The organism is Paenibacillus sp. Soil787, from assembly GCF_001429545.1.
Taxonomy (GTDB): domain Bacteria; phylum Bacillota; class Bacilli; order Paenibacillales; family NBRC-103111; genus Paenibacillus_E.
Map to the genome: position 1 here is coordinate 126,819 of NZ_LMSP01000034.1, position 18,054 is coordinate 144,872.

Annotated in this window: 15 protein-coding genes and 1 riboswitch; of the genes, 5 read left to right on the forward strand and 10 right to left on the reverse strand. The window is 44.4% G+C overall.

Annotated elements, in window-relative coordinates:
- Positions 1-27 precede the first annotated feature (27 nt).
- Positions 28-1,350 carry an ABC transporter substrate-binding protein gene (locus ASG93_RS24295; RefSeq protein WP_056836114.1) on the reverse strand — a complete coding sequence of 441 codons (1,323 nt, stop codon included), beginning with the start codon at positions 1,348-1,350 and terminating at the stop codon, positions 28-30.
- Positions 1,351-2,163: 813 nt separating this feature from the next.
- A complete protein-coding gene (locus ASG93_RS24300; protein WP_056836116.1) occupies positions 2,164-2,898 on the reverse strand; it encodes an MBL fold metallo-hydrolase in 735 nt (244 codons plus the stop codon).
- A gap of 81 nt (positions 2,899-2,979) precedes the next feature.
- Between ASG93_RS24300 and ASG93_RS24305 the strand changes: the two genes are divergently transcribed.
- The 3 genes from ASG93_RS24305 (at position 2,980) to ASG93_RS24315 (ending at position 6,929) form a co-directional block, all read left to right on the forward strand.
- Positions 2,980-4,722, forward strand: coding sequence for a sensor histidine kinase (locus ASG93_RS24305; RefSeq protein ID WP_056836118.1), 1,743 nt, complete (start codon positions 2,980-2,982; stop codon positions 4,720-4,722).
- Between the two features lie 74 nt (positions 4,723-4,796).
- Positions 4,797-4,895: riboswitch (purine riboswitch) on the forward strand.
- Between the two features lie 58 nt (positions 4,896-4,953).
- Positions 4,954-6,378, forward strand: coding sequence for an NAD(P)/FAD-dependent oxidoreductase (locus ASG93_RS24310; protein WP_056836120.1), 1,425 nt, complete (start codon positions 4,954-4,956; stop codon positions 6,376-6,378).
- A 182-nt stretch (positions 6,379-6,560) separates the two neighbouring features.
- Positions 6,561-6,929, forward strand: coding sequence for a LytTR family transcriptional regulator DNA-binding domain-containing protein (locus ASG93_RS24315; RefSeq protein ID WP_056836122.1), 369 nt, complete (start codon positions 6,561-6,563; stop codon positions 6,927-6,929).
- 94 nt (positions 6,930-7,023) lie between these two features.
- Here ASG93_RS24315 and ASG93_RS24320 read toward each other — a convergent pair whose 3' ends face one another.
- From ASG93_RS24320 to ASG93_RS24350, 7 genes are all read right to left on the reverse strand, one after another.
- The gene (locus ASG93_RS24320; RefSeq protein ID WP_056836124.1) at positions 7,024-7,422 is read right to left on the reverse strand and encodes a hypothetical protein; all 399 of its coding nucleotides are present in this window, start codon (positions 7,420-7,422) and stop codon (positions 7,024-7,026) included.
- A 113-nt stretch (positions 7,423-7,535) separates the two neighbouring features.
- Positions 7,536-8,804: an MFS transporter gene (locus ASG93_RS24325; protein WP_056836126.1), complete on the reverse strand. Its 1,269-nt coding sequence runs from the start codon at positions 8,802-8,804 to the stop codon at positions 7,536-7,538.
- Positions 8,801-9,253 (reverse strand): MarR family winged helix-turn-helix transcriptional regulator, encoded by a 453-nt coding sequence (locus tag ASG93_RS24330; RefSeq protein WP_063891957.1) that lies wholly within the window; start codon positions 9,251-9,253, stop codon positions 8,801-8,803. Before ASG93_RS24330 ends, ASG93_RS24325 begins: the two co-directional genes overlap by 4 nt.
- Before the next feature lie 498 nt (positions 9,254-9,751).
- Positions 9,752-10,837, reverse strand: a complete 1,086-nt coding sequence (locus tag ASG93_RS24335) for a lactonase family protein (RefSeq protein WP_056836130.1) — start codon at positions 10,835-10,837, stop codon at positions 9,752-9,754.
- Positions 10,838-10,955: 118 nt separating this feature from the next.
- Positions 10,956-11,570 (reverse strand): DUF2238 domain-containing protein, encoded by a 615-nt coding sequence (locus ASG93_RS24340; RefSeq protein ID WP_056836132.1) that lies wholly within the window; start codon positions 11,568-11,570, stop codon positions 10,956-10,958.
- Positions 11,571-11,656: 86 nt separating this feature from the next.
- Entirely contained in the window at positions 11,657-12,460 is an 804-nt protein-coding gene (locus ASG93_RS24345) for a VanW family protein (protein ID WP_056836134.1), read from the reverse strand.
- A gap of 154 nt (positions 12,461-12,614) precedes the next feature.
- Positions 12,615-15,116 carry an HAD family hydrolase gene (locus ASG93_RS24350; protein WP_056836136.1) on the reverse strand — a complete coding sequence of 834 codons (2,502 nt, stop codon included), beginning with the start codon at positions 15,114-15,116 and terminating at the stop codon, positions 12,615-12,617.
- 132 nt (positions 15,117-15,248) lie between these two features.
- Between ASG93_RS24350 and ASG93_RS24355 the strand changes: the two genes are divergently transcribed.
- On the forward strand, positions 15,249-16,064 hold the full coding sequence (locus tag ASG93_RS24355) for a glycosyltransferase family 2 protein (protein ID WP_056836138.1): 816 nt from the start codon (positions 15,249-15,251) through the stop codon (positions 16,062-16,064).
- On the opposite strand, the gene ASG93_RS24360 is transcribed toward ASG93_RS24355, so the two are convergent.
- Positions 16,053-16,898 (reverse strand): AraC family transcriptional regulator, encoded by an 846-nt coding sequence (locus tag ASG93_RS24360; protein WP_056836140.1) that lies wholly within the window; start codon positions 16,896-16,898, stop codon positions 16,053-16,055. The two genes, ASG93_RS24355 and ASG93_RS24360, sit on opposite strands and share 12 nt — an antisense overlap.
- 132 nt (positions 16,899-17,030) lie before the next feature.
- Here ASG93_RS24360 and ASG93_RS24365 point away from each other — a divergent pair, with 132 nt between their 5' ends.
- Positions 17,031-18,032, forward strand: a complete 1,002-nt coding sequence (locus tag ASG93_RS24365; RefSeq protein ID WP_056836142.1) for a Gfo/Idh/MocA family protein — start codon at positions 17,031-17,033, stop codon at positions 18,030-18,032.
- Positions 18,033-18,054: the final 22 nt, after the last annotated feature.

An 18,054-nucleotide genomic window follows, 5' to 3' on the forward strand; every position in this document is an offset into this window, starting at 1 on the left:
TACCCGCCTTCATTTATTTCATATGAATTACTTCTTCATCGCTTGTGTAGATTTGGCTGCTGCATCATCAAGGGCAGCTTTAGGATCCTTTTTACCTTGCAAAGCATTAGCTAACTCACTCCAAATACTGTCGGAAATTGGACCCCAATTTAATACTTTAGGAGCAAATTGAACATAATCAAATTCCTTAGCAACTTCAGTTTGTTGCTGCGTCATAGCTTTGAACGCGGCGCTGTCACGTACGACTTTGGAAGCAACCGCTTGACCGGACTCTGCCCAATCAATCGAATTGGCATTTACGAATTTCAAGAAATCACCGGCACCTGCAAGAACATTGGCATCTGTCGTTGATTTAGGAATGACGAAGTTGTGTGATCCGCCGAAAACAGCTTGTTTGACGGTTCCTAGTTGTGGAACGGGTGCAACACCATAGTTAATCTTGGCTTTATCGAAAGCATCCTTGGACCACGGACCATTGAAGTGCATGGCGCTCTTTCCTTGTTGGAACAAGTTAAAGTCGCCATCTTGCGCAACCGTAGGAGGCGATACTTTCATCGTCGTCAAGCTTCTCATAAACGTAACAGCTTCTACACCTGCTGGTGAGTTGTAAGCAATATTCCCTTTATCATCTAAAAAGCTTCCGCCATTTTGGAATAGGATCGTTGGGAACAAGAAATTTTGAATCCAGAAAGTCGGCATTGCCGCTCCCCATATACCCTTGGAAGGATCGGTTAACTTTTTAGCAGCATCCACGAATTCTTGACGATTGGTTGGAGGCGCTGTAATGCCGGCTGCTGCAAACAAATCTTTATTGTAATACATAATTAATGGATGAATGTCCAAAGGAATGCTGTACCATTTGCCATCTTTTGTTGAGTAATCTACGGTTGCTGGAGGGAAGTTACTTTTTTCTACACCAACGGATTTTGCGACTTCATCCAATGGCTGCAACAAATCTTTAGCTATATATGTAGGCGTTTGGTCAAGATGCATGATCGCTACATCCGGAACTCCTTTTTTCGTTGCAATTGCAGTATCAAGCAGCTTGTAGTAATCTCCATTAGGTTGAATCGTCATTTTCACGGTATATTTTTCTTGCGATTTATTATAATTGTCGACGATTTTCTTCATAAATGGACCATCATTCCCTGAGAATGGCGTCCAGAAGTTCACCGTAACTTTTTCTACGCTTTTTGCAGGTTCAGGTGCTTTCGTGGCTGCCGCTGAAGCTGCTGGTGTTGCCGCAGCCGGAGACGAAGTCGCCGTTTTCGTTGAAGAACAACCTGATAGCACCATTGTCAAGGATAGCCCGGCTAAACCAATCATTTGAAAACTTTTCATCTTCCCCATCTTTTTAATCTCCCTTCAATTTGAACACAGAGTAATGGACTTGTGTTTACCACAACCTAACTATAATGATTTTGCGAAAGCGTTACCATGACGATATTCAAGAACCATTGGACATATTTTCAGGTAAGCGGCTCTAGATACATGACTCCACCACAACTTCACAAACGAACTGTAGGGGAACAGTGGCATCTCCTGAATCCACCCGAGCAAATCTCCTACAACTTTAAGCAGTATCTTTTCGGTTTCCAACAAGTCAAACAAATAAACTTCACTGTCTGCTGACCAGCCTCGACCTGCAAAAAGTACATCTTATTTTAAAGGATTTGCCGTTTCAAGGGTGTTTACCTGTAAAACCTGCATCTCATTTGCTCGAAAAGCGCCAAAAGCGAATAAAGGGTTCGATTTAGATGTATCTTTTGCAGGTCATCCTCTATAATTTTACTTTTTGTATGTTTTATCATGTATAAAATGCAGGTTATCTACTGAGAAAAGGAGCTGTCCCTCAGGTCTTGATGACCTTCGGAGCAGCTCCTTTATTGATTTTCTTCCTCATGCAGACAGCGCGGCAATTACGGACCAATCGACACGCCCTGTATGGATTTCTCCAGCTCGGCAACATCGGTTATTCTTGTTGCAAGCCTCACTGTCTATATCATTATATTGATGGTTTCTAATGAATGGTTGACTCATTGCTTTTCAGCCCCTTATTTTTGATAAAAATAAAAACAAGTTGCAAAGCCCCATGATTAGAAACGACTTAAGCTTTCTTGGTTGATCACGACCGTAGGTCCTTCAATAGCTGCAAGATATGCACTACATATACCCTAGCAAAGGCTCAGCCAGCCGAACCTTATGCTCCAGATGAAACTTCTCCCTTAGCTTCGACTCCAAATAATCATCCACATAATGCATTAAAATCATCTTCGCTTGAATGGATTCCGGCAGCGTCAGCAGTTCTTCGAGTGACGTATGCGACGGCAGCTGATCATCCTGCATATGACATTCGTGGTAAATGGTTTTCACCTCTTCGGCGATACTCCGAATATAGCTTTCATCCAACCTGGTATCCCCGCTAAAGTAAAAGAACGGCTTGCACAGAAGACCGTAACTCAGCATGTCCGGCACATGTAAAGTAGGGACAAGTTCGAACTTCACACCAGATACTACAAACTCATTTTCCACACATTCGATTTCAAAATAGTCCTCAAACTCGCGCTTGCCCCTCGTCGTCAGCTCCAATCCATGGCGCAAGATTTGCCACAAATCGTCTTTTAAACCGGTAGGTACATACAGCTTGGGCTTCACTCTGCCCGGATACACCCGATGATACAAAGCGAGCTTCTGCAAGCCATTCACGTGATCCTCATGCAGATGAGTGATAAAAATATGCTCAATCTGATTGAGCTTTATTCCCAATTGATGCACCCCAAGATGATTAGACTCAGGGAAATCTATGCATAGATTCGTATCTGCAAAGGTAAGAAGAGCACTATTATGCCCTTGTTCGACACTGAAACCGTCCCCGCAACCCAAAAATGTTACTTTCATAAATACCTCCATTTTAGTGTGTGATTCTATGTATTTTTATACTATGATAGTTGATAGATATGGCCATTTTAGGAGGACAACATGAACAGACCACATAAACCAAAACCGAAAATCCACCTTCGCTCCTCGATCTTTATTCTGATGATTTCCTTAATAATTGTACTACTTACAGATAGCGTATTCTACTATTATACGAAGAGAATGCTAACAACTGAGCTTGAAACCAAGCTGCAGCTTATCGCCGATAACGTCGCCATCTCCATTAAACATTCCAAAACGGGTGAGAAATATGTTGAAAACCTAATCGGTCAAAATCTGCGTACAGCTTCCTTGGCGGCACAATACCGACTGGATCCCGACATAGAGAAAGTGAAGAATGAAGAGCTAACTGTTCTCAGTAAAGAGTTAATGATCGATCATATTACGCTAATGAAACGAAGCGGTGATGATATTATTGGCTACAAATCTTCCGAACCTAAGGAGATTAATATGAGCACCAAATCCTGGAGCAGAGACTGGTTCCAAGCATTCAATCAGCTTCTAGACACCAAAGAAACGAATGTAGAAAGCGGCCAAGCGCTGCCACATTATTGGTCGGGACCCATGAATACATCAATGACGAACCCTCAGTTTGTTGACAAATGGGGCTATTATTACGATGGGCGCACGAATTATATACTCGATCCCTATGTGCATGACACGTTCTTCCGAGACTATCAACGGGAAACGGGTGTGGATGCTGTTATTAATGAAATAATTCATGGCTATACCAACCATGGTGCCAAAGAAATTGCCGTCTTTAATACGCCCATTTTCCTTAAGCAGCAGGAACAGTATAAAAAAGAAGGCTACACCTGGTTCACAGATCGGGAGATACTGTTCGGGTCCTATACGATGAAAGATAATCGGGATCAAGAAATGGTTCAAGCCGTTATGGAATCGAAGCAAACCAAGCAGCTTCTCACCACGATCAACGGAAAAACCTATCTCAAAATGTTCATTCCGCTTCAACTGGATTCCCCTGTTGTTATCGGTCTGACAGCCGATTATGAAACCGTACAAAAATCAATTCAACAACAGCAAGTAAACCTGCTCATTCTGATCGGATCAACCGCACTCATCGCATTCATTCTAGTCATCCTGAGCATCCGCTTCATCAATCGGAATCGTGAAGCGACCGCGGAGAGCATCCAAGAAGTTTACGTTGATCATATCGGCTCATTGTTCCGTTCTATGAAAGAACAGCGCCATGATTTCAATAATCATGTAGCGACGATACATTCCCTCGTTCATTTGAAAGAATATACGGAATTAGATCGTTACACCACCGAGATTATCGGTGAAACAACCGCTTTGAATGACATTATTCAAATTAACGTACCCGCTTTATGCGCGATTGTACAATCTAAGGTCATACAGGCCGTTGAACGCAAAATTACATTCTTCCATGAAGTCAGTAATTTAAATCAGATCAACCTTGGAGCTGTTAAAGCGACAGATTTGGTTCGAATTATCAGCAATTTAATCGATAACGCGTTTGACGCCGTTATAGTTTCCAAAAAGGCAGAGGAGAAAGAAGTCCGTTTAATTGGCATTTTAGAAGGAAATTTACTTACATTTAAGGTCATCAATAACGGAGACCCTATCCCTAGCGGTCTTCTAGAAAGTATATTCGAGCCTGGCTTCTCTACGAAACAAGAGTCCAGACACCACGCCGGCTTAGGTTTGAGCATTGTCAAAAAACTAGTGGATAAGTATGACGGAACTGTTTATGTCAGCAGCTCAGATGCTGAAACCAGCTTTACGGTTTCCATTGTGGTATAACTAAAATTATACGAACGTTATCTAATTGACATCATTTAATGTTCGTATTATGATAGTAAAGGCGGTAAGTAATAGCCACATACATATAAATCGTTCGTATATCCTTGAGGATTGGCTTAAGGGTCTCTAGAGGGAGCCATAACTTCCTAGCTACGACGGGTACTTGCTTTCGCATACCTGTGTGGCTGGGTTTTTTTGTGTCCAAAATTGAATGATCCAGAGGAGATTACAATGAACACTTATGATTTTATCGTTGTTGGTGCAGGACCTGCCGGTATTTTTGCCTGTTATGAAATGACATTGCTTCATCCTAACGCTAAAGTATTGCTCGTAGACAAAGGCCATGATATTTACCATCGCAGTTGTCCGATCTTGGAAAGTAAAATCAAGCTGTGTCCTCCCCCAGCAGGCAAAAAGGATTTCTCCGGCTGTCTTCCTGCCTGTTCCATTACAGCTGGCTTCGGAGGCGCCGGCGCTTATAGCGATGGCAAATTCAACATCACGACCGAGTTCGGCGGCTGGATGACGGATTATTTAGCACCTACCAAAGTGATCGATCTGATTCGTTATGTCGATGGCATTAATCTACAGCATGGTGCAACCGAGAACATTACGGACCCCACGACCGAGGCTGTAAAAGTTATTGAACAGCGCTCCTACGCAGCTGGATTAAAGCTGCTTCGTGCTCAGGTTAGACATCTAGGAACCGAGCAAAACCTAATGATTTTGAAATCCATCTATGAATATTTGAAGACACGTATCGATATGCAGTTCAAAGCTGAAGTTGAAGATATCCTAACCTTTAAACGGGAGGACAAGCATGTCATCCAAGGCATTCGAATGAAGGATGGCACTGAAATTCATAGTAAACAAGTGATGTTAGCGCCAGGTAGAGACGGTTCTGCTTGGTTAACGCAAGTACTCAAAAAGCGCCGACTCAAAATGTACAACAATCAAGTCGATGTAGGCGTCCGCGTAGAAACCTCGGATGTCGTTATGCGCGAAATCAACGAGCATCTTTATGAAGGCAAGTTCATTTATAATACATCTGTGGGTACACGAGTACGTACATTCTGCAGCAATCCATCTGGGCATGTTGTCGTCGAGAATCACAGCGGCGTCATGGCAGCGAACGGCCACTCTTACAAGGATCCAGCCCTTGGTTCCAATAATACGAACTTCGCCCTGCTCGTTTCTCATAAATTCACTGAGCCTTTCGATAAGCCGAATGAATATGCGCGTGAAATATGTAAACATGCGAATGACTTATCCAGCGGCGGTGTTATTGTTCAGAAATTTGGGGACATCATGCGCGGACGCAGGTCAACGGCGGATCGAATTCGTGAAGGCTTCCTTGAGCCGACTTTATCCGAAGCTGTTCCTGGAGATCTAGGACTTGTTCTTCCTTACAATACAATGAAAAGTTTAATTGAAATGATCCATGCGCTTGAAAAGGTAACGCCAGGTATCGCTTCTGAGCATACTCTTTTCTATGGTGTTGAAGCGAAATTCTATTCCGCTCGTCCTAAACTTAGTGAAAGTTTCGAAACCGAGATACATGGCTTGTTCTGCGGCGGTGACGGGGCAGGAATTACAAGAGGCTTGGCCCAAGCTGGGGCTGCAGGTGTTTGGGTGGCACGCAACGTGGTCGTTTAATTATTTCCGGGGAAATACGATTTCTTTCGTCAATATCTGCTATTAGCTATTGGACCTAACTCACTAGAGTTAGGTTTTTTGGTAATTTTACGTTTAAAACTACTTTAAATCTCTTTTAAAATATGGTAAGATGAAAACGTTCTCAATGTAAGCGTTATCATTTTAAGAAGGGGGATTACAAAATGAATGTAGCGCTCGAAATCGAAACAAGGAACACCTATGAAGACTTCGCACTTGAGAAGGATATCATGTACTTCCGTGTCGGAGAACATGGGCTCGTCTCTTTCCATGGGAAAAACTTTCACATTAAAAAACGCATGACCACTGAGCAAATTCAAGAAATTACTGCCAATAGCTCCTTTTTCAAGGTCAACACGGATTGCTATGTGAACACAAGAAAAATTCTACAGATTCAGGATGGCAAAGTGTTTTTCGAAATCAAGGGTGCTGATTCCAAATTTGCATCGATTACGAAGCTTCGCCAATTCCGGCTGAAAGAAATCGTACAACAGCACAAAGCGGAAGCAGCTACAGCTGAATCGGCAAAATAATGGTACCCGCCCTTAAAGCACACTCACTGCGGCCACGAGGTTATACAGAAAAGGAGCTAACGAGAATTCTCGCTAGCTCCTTTTTGGTCGAATCCTATGAAATTTTTGCGAGTGTTTCTTGTTGATGCTCACGGATAAGAAAGCGTATGTAGTCGACTGTTGTATCTTTCACCTTTTTGGCTTCTTCCAAAGTCGCGAAACTGTACTCAGCATGATCAGTGCTTTCGTACTTCTTCAGCTCTTCATAGTTCATTCCAAGTGTGGAGAAGTTATAAACCAGTTCGTAGGGTGTCTTAATATCCACATTTTTCACGAAAATATCTTTGGAAAAGAATGAGCCTTGTTTCTCCACTTTAAAAATCACACGAAACGGCTTGTCTTTATCCGACACAAAGCACTTGATAACAACGTCGATTTCCATCGTTTTATAATCCACAGCGTTCGTAGGTTCCTGCTTTGGTGTATGCATCCATTTTTTCAAAAAGCCCAGCACAAGATTCCCTCCCCAATAACGACATGAATATAACTCATATTGTAGCGGATACACCAACAATTGACAATCCAAAAAATGGATATTTTTGCTATAAAAATAACATTTCCTCTCATTTATGAGGCAGTTCCTATTTCCTTAAGCGATTTATTAGCAGATTTCTTCCTATAATTCCAAATAATAATCAGACAAAGCACACCAGTTAACACACCGCAACAGACGAAAGCCCCATTTGCACCATATCGATCAGCAACAAAACCAGCAAAAATGCTTCCTATTGGCGTGGAGCCCGCAAATACAAGTGAATACACACTCATCACGCGCGCGCGATACTCCTCTTTGGCATGCATCTGAAGGGAAGAATTACTGTTCGTTGCAAATATGATGTTGAAAAATCCGGTAAGAGCCAGTAATCCACCGCAGACCCAAGCGGAAGAGCTTAGTCCATTTAAGACCAAACAAACCGCAACTACTAAACTAGCAACAATGCTTAATTTAAGCATAGGCCCTTGCTTACTGCGGAACGACATCGTAAGAGCCCCCACGAAAGAGCCCACACCTAGACATGACATTAACGTACCATACGTCGTCTCTCCCATGTACAGCACATTTTTAGTGAAAACCGGAATGAGTACATTAAAGTTAAATGCAAGCGTGCCGATCACCGTTACGAGAAGCACAGTCTGTGCTAGCAAAGGATCTCTTGCAATGTAGATAATTCCATCTTTAATTTCCTTCATTATGCCATCTCGTGAATTCTTCTTCCGAACATAAGGTGCTGCTTGAATATGAAACAATCCATACAGAACAGCCAGAAAGCTAACTCCATTGAGCAAGAAGCACCAACCAGCACCCAACCAAGCCATCATCACCGCACCAATTGCAGGGCCAACGATTCTTGCCATGTTAAATGTCGTTGAATTGAGAGCTATGGCATTCATGAGATCTTCTTTACCAACGATTTCTATATTAAACGACTGTCTCGTTGGCATATCCAGCGTGTTATTAAGCCCAAGCAGCAGCGCTAGCACAATGATATAGCTGTACTTTACCGTATCCGTCAAGACGAGTATAGCCAACGTAAAGGCTAGAATCATCGCGACCGTTTGCGTAACAAGCAGGATGTTCTTCTTTGGAAACTTATCCACAATAATGCCTGCAAACAAGGAAAATAAGAGGATTGGGAGGAACTGACATGCCGCAACAATACCAAGTTTAAGAGGCGATCCGGTGATTGTCAGAACGAGCCATGACTGCCCAATATTTTGCATCCATGTTCCAATGAGCGATACACACTGACCTAACCAAAGATACCGATAATTACGATGCGTTAAAGCATGGAAATGCTTATCGACAAACAGTGAACCTGCAAGCTTCATATTCATGGCTCCATCTGCTCCTCTGCGAAACGGGACGCATTATCCCCCATTTTCTCCAAAATAGTCAAAGCCAGTTGTTTCTCCTCATCCGTTAAACCATACGTTAGACGTTCCCGCCAATCCGTCAGCACCTTCCGTACATCACCCTTAATCAGCAGTGCCTTCTCAGTCAGATGAACTTCGTTGCATCTCTTATCTTTTTTACTAACCGTGCGAGTTATGTAGCCTTGCTCTTCTAACTTTTTAAGCGCTTTGGCAGTCGTACCTTTATCAATCTTCAAATAATCCGCCAACTCCTCCTGCGTGAGACCATCTTCTTTATACAGTGCGTTGATGAAAATATGCTGCCCTCTGCCGATGTCATATTTCTTCAAATGCTCACCAATATACATCTGCCCGTAACGATAAATAAGCGAGACCCACCTTGGTATCGAATTTCTATTTTCGATCATCATATGTCTCCTTTGTTGAGCAAAATTGTAGTGAATTTCCGAATCGTTGCACTTGCTACTGTTTTAGTATATGCCCGATTAGTTGCATATGCAACTAATTTTTGAGATGTTTTTTAATTACTAACACCTACAGAAATATAGCCTACTGTTACGGCTGCTTACTAAATTTGCTGCTATATCAGTGAGTTTTAGTTTGAGTGGGAAATTCTGGGCATTAAGCATGTTTTTCATCACTAACAAGACTAAAATACCTTTTTTCATGCATTTAACTTTGAAAAACATCGTCTCAGACCATCTTTTATATCAAAATACATCCAACTGCCATCAGTAAGGATGTTTTTCATGTTTTTCATCACTATGAGAGCATATTTGGTCTTCGACCTGACTTTAGCGATGTAAATCATCGTTAAAGTCAGGTAGAGAAGCACCCGCCGCTGAACTACCAAAAAAAGAGCGAACACCCAAGCAGCCTACGCTGGGTGGGTGTTCGCTCTTTATGTCCTAGAGAAACTTGATGCAAACCGGCCGCGACACCGCTGCGGTTTGCCCCGTTTCACGCAGCATTCCAGTTTCCGCATCAATGCGGAATACTGTAATGCTGTTCGAGTCCTGGTTCGCCGCGAGGAGGAACTCCCCCTGCGGCGATAGGGCAAAGTTCCGAGGCGTCCGCCCGAGCGTCGCCTGCCAACCCACGACCGACAGCGTGCCGCTTTGTCGGTCAACCCCATAAACCGCGACACTATCGTGTCCGCGGTTGGACGCATATACATAGCGGCCATCCCCAGAGAGATGGATGTCCGCGCATGTGCTCTCGCCGCTGAAGCCTTCCGGCAGCGTCGAAATGCTCTGGACCGCGGTCAGAACTCCCGCGTCTGCTTCATAGCCCAGCACGGTAACCGTGCTGTCCAGCTCATTAATCGCGTACACGTACCGGCTGTCCGCGCTATAAACCAAATGCCGCGGGCCTGCGCCCGGCTTCATCGCCGCATCTCCATGCGGCAGAAGCAAGCCGCTCTCCGCGTCAATGCGGCTAACCATCAGCCGATCAAGGCCCAGATCGGCTGAAATCGCATACCGATTGTTCGGTGCCGGAACAATCGAATGCGCATGCGGAGCCTCTTGGCGATCCGCACGCGGCCCTAATGGGCCTTCGTGCTTCACCAACTGCGCATGCTCACCAAGCCGCCCGTCCGATTCTACCGGATAAACGGTCACACTGCCGCTTGAGTAATTCGCTACATACACCGTTCGGTTAGTCTGGTCCAAGCTGATATAACAAGGAGCAGCTCCGTCCGTCGGTTGCTGATTCAGCTTCTCCAGCCTGCCTGTGCCGGCTTCTATCGCATAAGCTGCCACGGAGCCTCCAAAACGACCGTTGAATGTTTCTGTCTCGCTCACCGCATACAATATCGTCCGCGCATCATTCAGAGCAAGGAACGAAGCATTTGGCAAATCGGAGTACGACTCCACCAGCCTCATTTCTCCGCTCATTGGATTGAACGCATACAAAGAAATCCCATTTGCATTGCGCTCATCTGTATAGGAACCCACATAGACATAAATTTCTTTCTGTTCTCCTACTGACATTGGCAACCAGCCTCCACGATAGCGATTTCTGCTATAAATAATGTCACTTCTATTGGATTGATTCCTTGCTTATTCCCCTAATCATTTCCCTGCCTAATCTCATAATCCTGCTTTCTTTTTACCTTCCACGCACCTTACGCCAAACCGCAGTGACAACCATAGCAATCACAGCCCCGTACAGAGCAAGCTCCATATCATGGTGCGTATCCCAGGGATCACCCTGTGTTCCAAGGAACAACGTTCCAATCTCAGGAGCAACAAGCAGCGCAACCCACATTTCAATTAGCTCATAAAAAGCCCCCATCGCCAACACGATAACACAGGTAATCACATAAAGCCATTGACTGCTTAAGCGCGTCCATGCACTCATCGCTTCCCGAATCGGATAGGCGAGGAGCAATCCAAAGCTAAAATGTACCAAACGATCGTAATTATCACGTTGTGAGTGAAAAATTTGCCTCAACCAAACATCCACCCAATTCTCATTATACGAATAATGTGCCCCAATCGTATGCAGCACTAGGAACAAAGCAATCCATACATAAGACAGATTTGTAAATGTAAAAAACTTATATGTACTTACAAGCCCAATTAACGCTGCCCAGATCAGCAGATTTTCCAGAACCCAGTCATACCTGCTGTAAGGCTTCACCGCTAACCAAATCCATATCCCTACATACACCACGATCATCATCTGCAAAAACCGATTTTTAGTGAATGAAATGGTCTGCATGGCTTAGTCCCCCTTGTTCTTTCCTATAAACTCAGGTTACCTCGCCTTTATCTTTTCCAAAAGTACTAACTTCAACTAGTACCTTCTTAAGACGTATGGAACAAGTCATACTTCACTTCCGAGAGGTTATGAATCATTTGTTCCTCCGCAGCTATGTTTCCAGTTCTTTTATCAATCACTTTGCGCCAAATCTCATTTTCACGATAGTTTCGGCCCTCTTTTTCAAGAAAACGGTGGTTTTTCTCCTCGATATGATAAGCATGCGGTAAAAGCGCATCACAATGCACAGAGCCTTTCAAATGCTCATCAGTCAGCCACAACCGGAACTGGAAAGTATGTTGGGTAGGATTATAAATGCGCAGGTCTATATAATTGTAAAATACACTCGCTCCGCTCCCAAAAGGCAGAACCCGCTGATCATCCGGAAATGGATCAAAGCTATGGTGATGCCGCTCCACGACTTGAAGTGGGGTATGCAAAGCCATCCAAAACAGTAAATTGCCCAACTGGCATATCCCGCCTCCGACACCTCGCTTCACTCCGCCTTGCGATAACAGCAGGCCTTCAATGTAGCCTTTAGCCGACGTTGTTTTCCCAACTAACTTCCAGAAGGAAAAGGTTTCTCCCGGTCGAATCACAATACCATCCATACGTCCAACGCTGATCCGTAAATTTGTAATTTTGTTTTCTTGTAAAATGGGATCGGAAGAACCGAGCTTTCTTCGCAGTAAGGATTGGTGCTTTTTGCAAGTATAGGGAAGCGAATGGACAACTCGATGCCTAGCATAGGTAATCGATGGATTCAAATTCAGGAAATGCCGTTTCAGTCTCAACTGGGCAATTCGCAAGCGATAAAGCACGGGAAACAAGCTTAGTAACTTTTGCTTCATCCCATTCACCTTCCTTTTTCAACCAAAATAGGTTCATCCTTCAAGTAGATAGATCACTAATTAAGATGTTCCATCCATCGATTTGGTTCAATGACTGAAACGAGGAGAGACTTTGGTCTACGACCAAAGATCCCTATATTAGGTGCTAATTTTCCTAAGGACGAAGCTCATATAAGATCGGCGTTACCCCACTACCCTCATATACATGCAAAATATGGTTCTTATATTCCTGCATATCTGATAACGTCGCGATCAAAAAAGCGTTAGTGGCCGTTCCTTTCTCTGTCCTAGTCCTAGTCCTAGTTCCAGTCTCCGCCTTTGTCTCTTCCTCTATTTCTGTTTCAGTCCCCCCATCCCTCACCTGTTCCAAAGTAACATAAGCAAACCGTCCCCAAGGGGCAGCATCCAGTCCAACTTGCGGATCAATCCAGTACCGAATCTCAAGACCATGAAACCAAGCCATTTTCAAGACCTGCTCGGCAAAAGCCCCCGTTCCATAAAGATGAATGGCATCTACGCCATCCTCTTTCACCCTTTGGATCGTCTCAAACAGCATAACCTGGCTGCCAAACCCATCTTGAAGCCGCAAATAGAATGTATACAAATAATATGGAAATCGTCTGGTCACAAGGCCCTGCGGCCAATTCGCATTCAAGACCGACGGCCCATAGTTACACGTATTCAAAAAGGCTTCCGGCCCTTGCTCGAACCATTCTTCGGCCACGTCTTCACAAATCGGTGCAATGTACTCGGTACAGAAATTGTCCTGATGCGTCAAATCCCCCAACAATCGCGCTTCCTCGGGCGTTGGCATATCAAGAACACGGTGCAGCGGCTTGCTCCACTCCACAGGCTGTAAGGATGCTCGCTGCAATCGCCCCTCTTTCTGCCGCAGCAGATAAGCATAATAACCTTGGAACGCCAGAGCACCTTTTTGACATGCCCGTTTCATCGCGTACTCTTCATCCGTACGTTTCAGATCTGCCGTTATCGGTATGATTTGACCGAGCTCGCCTTCTGCATAACGCAGCGTCGAACCGAAATCGCCCATCATGAGCTCCTCCAAGAAAGCTGGCGTCCTTGCGATACGTTTCCCCTCTTCAGTTCCTCCGCTACCCGAGCGCAGCATACTTCGGATATCCATACCACGCATGCTCAGCTCATCCAGCCGATTAGCGCCAACAGCAAGCAAATGCGTCATCTGCGGCTTATATCCTGCTAAGCTTACGATTTTTTCTAGTGATTTCTGAATGGTTCCATGAAAGCCAATATCGACCGTTACCAGCCGTTCAGGCGAACCAAATTCTTGCTTCAAATAACTTACAAAAAGCTGCCGATGCCGCTGCACAGATGCCAAAATTTTAGTTTGTATGGGGCCACTTCGTAGAAAATCCCCAATTTGATCATAGATTGAGCTTCCATTTTCACCTATTATAAACTTGCAATTCTCAATTCTCTTCTCCAAAAACGCTTCAAAATGAACGCTTTCATCGCTCATATCGAGTACCTCGAACAGCTCCCCTAATTTCAAACCTTGAATACCCAGCAAAAGCGCTAGCTCATCATCACCAAAGCTCTCCAGTCCTGCCATGAAACTAGCTTGTCTGGAAACATAGATCGGTTTAATCTGGAGGTCAATACCTCGAATTCGCGCAGCATTTTCAAGCATCGGAGCTAACAAATAAGCTTCTCTCATTAAAGGATGTACAATCCGGATACCCTCATCCACGCATTGATCAATGACCCACTCACACAGGGCTTGCAAGAACGGTCCTACCACACTGGCACCCATCTTATAAAATACCCGGTTCAGCTCGCCCATTCCAACCGTCATATCCGAGGCTTCAGCTAACTTCCGCAAGGACTTCCATTCTGGCAGTACATGTCCATGTCTAACATATTCCCAGTGATGCAAGCTCTCGAAATGTTCAGGAACGACATTATAGTGTATGCTCCTTATCCCTTCTTTGGAGGCTCCTTCCACATCTGCGGCTATATTGTCGCCAATATGTACAATAGCGTGACTCGCGATCTGTGGGTAAATCTCCTTCAACCGAGCGAATAAATGCCCCGATGACTTCCCTTCATGCTCCTCCGAAGAAACAAGCAGCGTATCCATACTTGATAAATCTAGACCTGACGACGCAAGAATCCAGCGCAGCTGCTTTGAGGATAAATACATATCCGATAATAGGGCTACCGGAATCTGCAAGCTTTTACAAGCAGCTATCAATGACGCTACATGAGGGTTCACATAACAAACTTCCGCTTCAATCTCGACTTCTATCTGAGCCATCTTGTCCCTGTTACAGGTTCCATCCGGCATCTCAGCATAAATGAGTTCCAAAGTGACCTCGCCAAAGCCCGTTAAAGCAGCTTGCCGATCACTAGCATTGTTCTGAGCACGAAATCGCATCTCTTTGAAAGCAGCTGGCGTTATGGATGCTTTCAGGCAACCAATACGGTGTGCCTTTTCCGCAACACGAACAAAAACGTCAGAGGGATTTGCACATGTACGAAATAATAGCGTATCGAAAATATCCAGACTAAGCAGCCCAATGGCATCGATTTCGCCAACCAATGCGCCTAGATATCGATCCTTCTTCCATAAATGAAGATCAGAAAAGCTTATCATTGTATGCGGTACTTCCAGCATTAGCAACCTCCTTAGAGTTTTCGAAGAAAACTGGCATCGTAAGTATAGCCTTAAAGTTTTGAACTTATATTTGAGAAGTACACCGAAATTGAGGTAAGCTTACATTACCATAAATCGGAGGTGCGCTTTTTCATGTCTTATCAGCCATTAGTGTCCATCATTATCCCTACGTATAATCGACAAATTGAACTCGCTGAGCTCGCAGAATCATTATATCGCCAAACGTACAAAAACCTGCAAATCATCATCGTCAACGATTGCGGCCCCTCCGTCGATTTCATTCAGGAGTTATACCCCGAACTATCTATTCAGATCGTGAATATGCCGCAAAACTTGAAGCACGTTCATGCGCGCAACCGCGGATTGCAAGAGGTGAAAGGCGATTTCATCATGCTCTGTGACGACGACGATCTGCTGCTCCCGATCCATATCGAGCGTATGCTGCAAGAAATTGAAGGCTATGATCTCGTCTATCCAGACGTAGAAATTTTCGATTATGTATATGAAAATAACGCACGTTCCATCACTGATCGGTTCGTTTTTGCTTATGAGTTCAATGTGCCTGCGATGCGCAGGTTTTCGACCTTCTTCTCTTCCGGTTGTATTTTTCGTCCCGAAGTTATCAAAGCTTTGGGCGCTTTTGACACGGACGTATTTCATTATTGGGACTGGGATTTCTTCTTACGGGCAGCCGAACAATTCCGCGTGAAACGTGCGCCAATAGCCAGTGTACTCTATGCATTTTCGCAGCAAGGCAGCAGCAACATGTCGGGTCAATTAGACAATATGCGACCCTTTTTGGACATGCTCTCAGCCAAGCATCAACTAGGTGAATTGCCTACGAAAAATTTCTTCCTCCTGCTGGAAGAACCGGAAGTGAAAGCGCGCCAAGCTGTGACCGAGCTCATCTGGGACGGGAAACCGATTCGTTCTCGCCTATCCCAGTAAGCTTTTGGCATAAAAGCTTCGAAATTCGCTTGGCGTCATTCCTTCATGTTCTTGAAACCGCTGGTTGAAATAACTCGCGCTGGCATAACCTGATTCCTTGGCGATATCTTTGATCGGCAAATTTTCCTTTTCAATTAAACGCTGTTTAGCAAATTGAATACGGCAAAGTGTAATGAAAGAGAGCGGCGTCATCGACATCGCTTTACGAAACAATTTGCAGAAATAGTATGTGCTTACGCCTGTGAGCTCCGCCCACTCTTCCAAGATGAACGGTTCACAGGCTTTTTGCTGCATCGAGGGAAGTAAGGCGAGAATGCGATCCACAGATTCCATCCCGCGATTTCCCGTTAAAGGCGCCGCATAGCTCATGAATTCGCACAATATCTTATACGTCAGCGCCGAAAGATTCGTTGTTCGAAGAATGCTATTCGTCTCCGCCTCCAGTAGCAGCCCGTGAAGCGCTTCTTCGAGCTCATTCCATCGCTTTAACGTCCATAAAGTACGGAGAAATCCTCGTTCCAGCATAAACTCCTTTAACTGGTTTCCATAAAAATGAACCCAACGGACATCCCAAGGATCTTCCTTCGAACTGTAGTATCTTTGTTCTTGGTACGGAAAATATAGAAATGCATCCCCTTTTTGAATGGGATATTGTTCCCCCTCAATTTCGACGTACCCTTTACCTGAAACGATGAAATGCAAGCTAAAAGTCTCGCATAACCTTTCGGACCGATAGACGGAATGATTGGAGAAATCACGATACCATCCGACAGATTCTGGAAAAATGAAAAAAGAAGACTGCTGCAGCCTTGGCAGCATGGCCTGCCTTTGCATCCTTTACCCCTCCACTTCTAATGACAATATTCCGTTACTGGGTGCAATATATTATCATATTCATTTTAAATAACTCGTTTTATAATAACAATATACCGTTATCAATTATTTTACAAAAGGAGAAATGCTGTAATGACAAAGCTTCGTTGGGGAATTTTGGGTTGCGCCAATATTGCGATTAGGGCTTGTATTCCTGGTATCAAGCAGTCTCAAACTGGTATTGTAAGCGCTATTGCCAGCCGCAATTTGCAGAAGTCGCAGGAAACTGCAACTAAGCTAGATATTCCTAAGGCTTATGGCAGTTATGAAGAATTGATCGAGGATCCAGATATTGATGCTTTATACATACCGCTTCCGAACCATCTGCACAAAGAGTGGACGATTCGTGCTGCCCAGGCTGGTAAGCATGTACTTTGCGAGAAGCCAGCTTCTCTTACGGCAGATGATGTTCAAGAAATGGTCACGGCATGCGAACAAGCAGGGATGCTGTTTGCCGAAGCCTTCATGTATAGACACCACCCGCGGTACGAGCGGATCAAGGCCATTATGGACTCCGGTGAAATCGGTGATATTCGTGGAATTCATGGTGTTTTTACCTTCAGTAATCCGGGAGATAGCAAAAATGTTCGCTTCGTACGCGAATGGGGAGGCGGCGCGCTCTATGACGTAGGCTGTTATCCATTAAGTGCAGCTAGAATGCTGTTAGGCAGAGAACCTGAGGCTGTAACCACCCATGCTTTCTTCTCACCTGAGCATGATAACGTCGATATGATGATGTCCGGCTTAGTTGAATTTAGCGGCAATGTCGCGCTAACCTTTGACTGCGGGATGTGGGCGGCTTTCCGAAATAATATTGAAGTGCTAGGCACACTAGGACGCATTGAAATTCCTTCGGCTTTTATAACGCCAACTGAAGAATCTGGTCACTTTAAAGTATTTGTTGGAAATGAACAACGTGATGAAGAGGTTCCGTTCCTGAACCAATATTCCCTGCAAGCTGACGATATGGCTTATGCTGCTTGGGGTGAGAAAGCTCCCCGCTTCCCAGCGAGTGATGCTGTTAGCAATATGAAAGTGATTGATGCGTGTCTAAAGTCAGCTAGAGAGCGCTCTAGAATTATGATTAATCAATAATCATTCATAAAAAGAAAGCAGG

What these genes read in the sequence shown, in the direction of transcription:
- ASG93_RS24295 (WP_056836114.1), bottom strand. Translation starts at nt 1,350, where the DNA reads ATGGGGAAGATGAAAAGTTTTCAAATGATTGGTTTAGCCGGGCTATCC.
- ASG93_RS24300 (WP_056836116.1), bottom strand. Translation starts at nt 2,898, where the DNA reads ATGAAAGTAACATTTTTGGGTTGCGGGGACGGTTTCAGTGTCGAACAA.
- ASG93_RS24305 (WP_056836118.1), top strand. Translation starts at nt 2,980, where the DNA reads ATGAACAGACCACATAAACCAAAACCGAAAATCCACCTTCGCTCCTCG.
- ASG93_RS24310 (WP_056836120.1), top strand. Translation starts at nt 4,954, where the DNA reads ATGAACACTTATGATTTTATCGTTGTTGGTGCAGGACCTGCCGGTATT.
- ASG93_RS24315 (WP_056836122.1), top strand. Translation starts at nt 6,561, where the DNA reads ATGAATGTAGCGCTCGAAATCGAAACAAGGAACACCTATGAAGACTTC.
- ASG93_RS24325 (WP_056836126.1), bottom strand. Translation starts at nt 8,804, where the DNA reads ATGAATATGAAGCTTGCAGGTTCACTGTTTGTCGATAAGCATTTCCAT.
- ASG93_RS24330 (WP_063891957.1), bottom strand. Translation starts at nt 9,253, where the DNA reads ATGATGATCGAAAATAGAAATTCGATACCAAGGTGGGTCTCGCTTATT.
- ASG93_RS24335 (WP_056836130.1), bottom strand. Translation starts at nt 10,837, where the DNA reads ATGTCAGTAGGAGAACAGAAAGAAATTTATGTCTATGTGGGTTCCTAT.
- ASG93_RS24340 (WP_056836132.1), bottom strand. Translation starts at nt 11,570, where the DNA reads ATGCAGACCATTTCATTCACTAAAAATCGGTTTTTGCAGATGATGATC.
- ASG93_RS24345 (WP_056836134.1), bottom strand. Translation starts at nt 12,460, where the DNA reads ATGAAGCAAAAGTTACTAAGCTTGTTTCCCGTGCTTTATCGCTTGCGA.
- ASG93_RS24350 (WP_056836136.1), bottom strand. Translation starts at nt 15,116, where the DNA reads ATGCTGGAAGTACCGCATACAATGATAAGCTTTTCTGATCTTCATTTA.
- ASG93_RS24355 (WP_056836138.1), top strand. Translation starts at nt 15,249, where the DNA reads ATGTCTTATCAGCCATTAGTGTCCATCATTATCCCTACGTATAATCGA.
- ASG93_RS24360 (WP_056836140.1), bottom strand. Translation starts at nt 16,898, where the DNA reads ATGCAAAGGCAGGCCATGCTGCCAAGGCTGCAGCAGTCTTCTTTTTTC.
- ASG93_RS24365 (WP_056836142.1), top strand. Translation starts at nt 17,031, where the DNA reads ATGACAAAGCTTCGTTGGGGAATTTTGGGTTGCGCCAATATTGCGATT.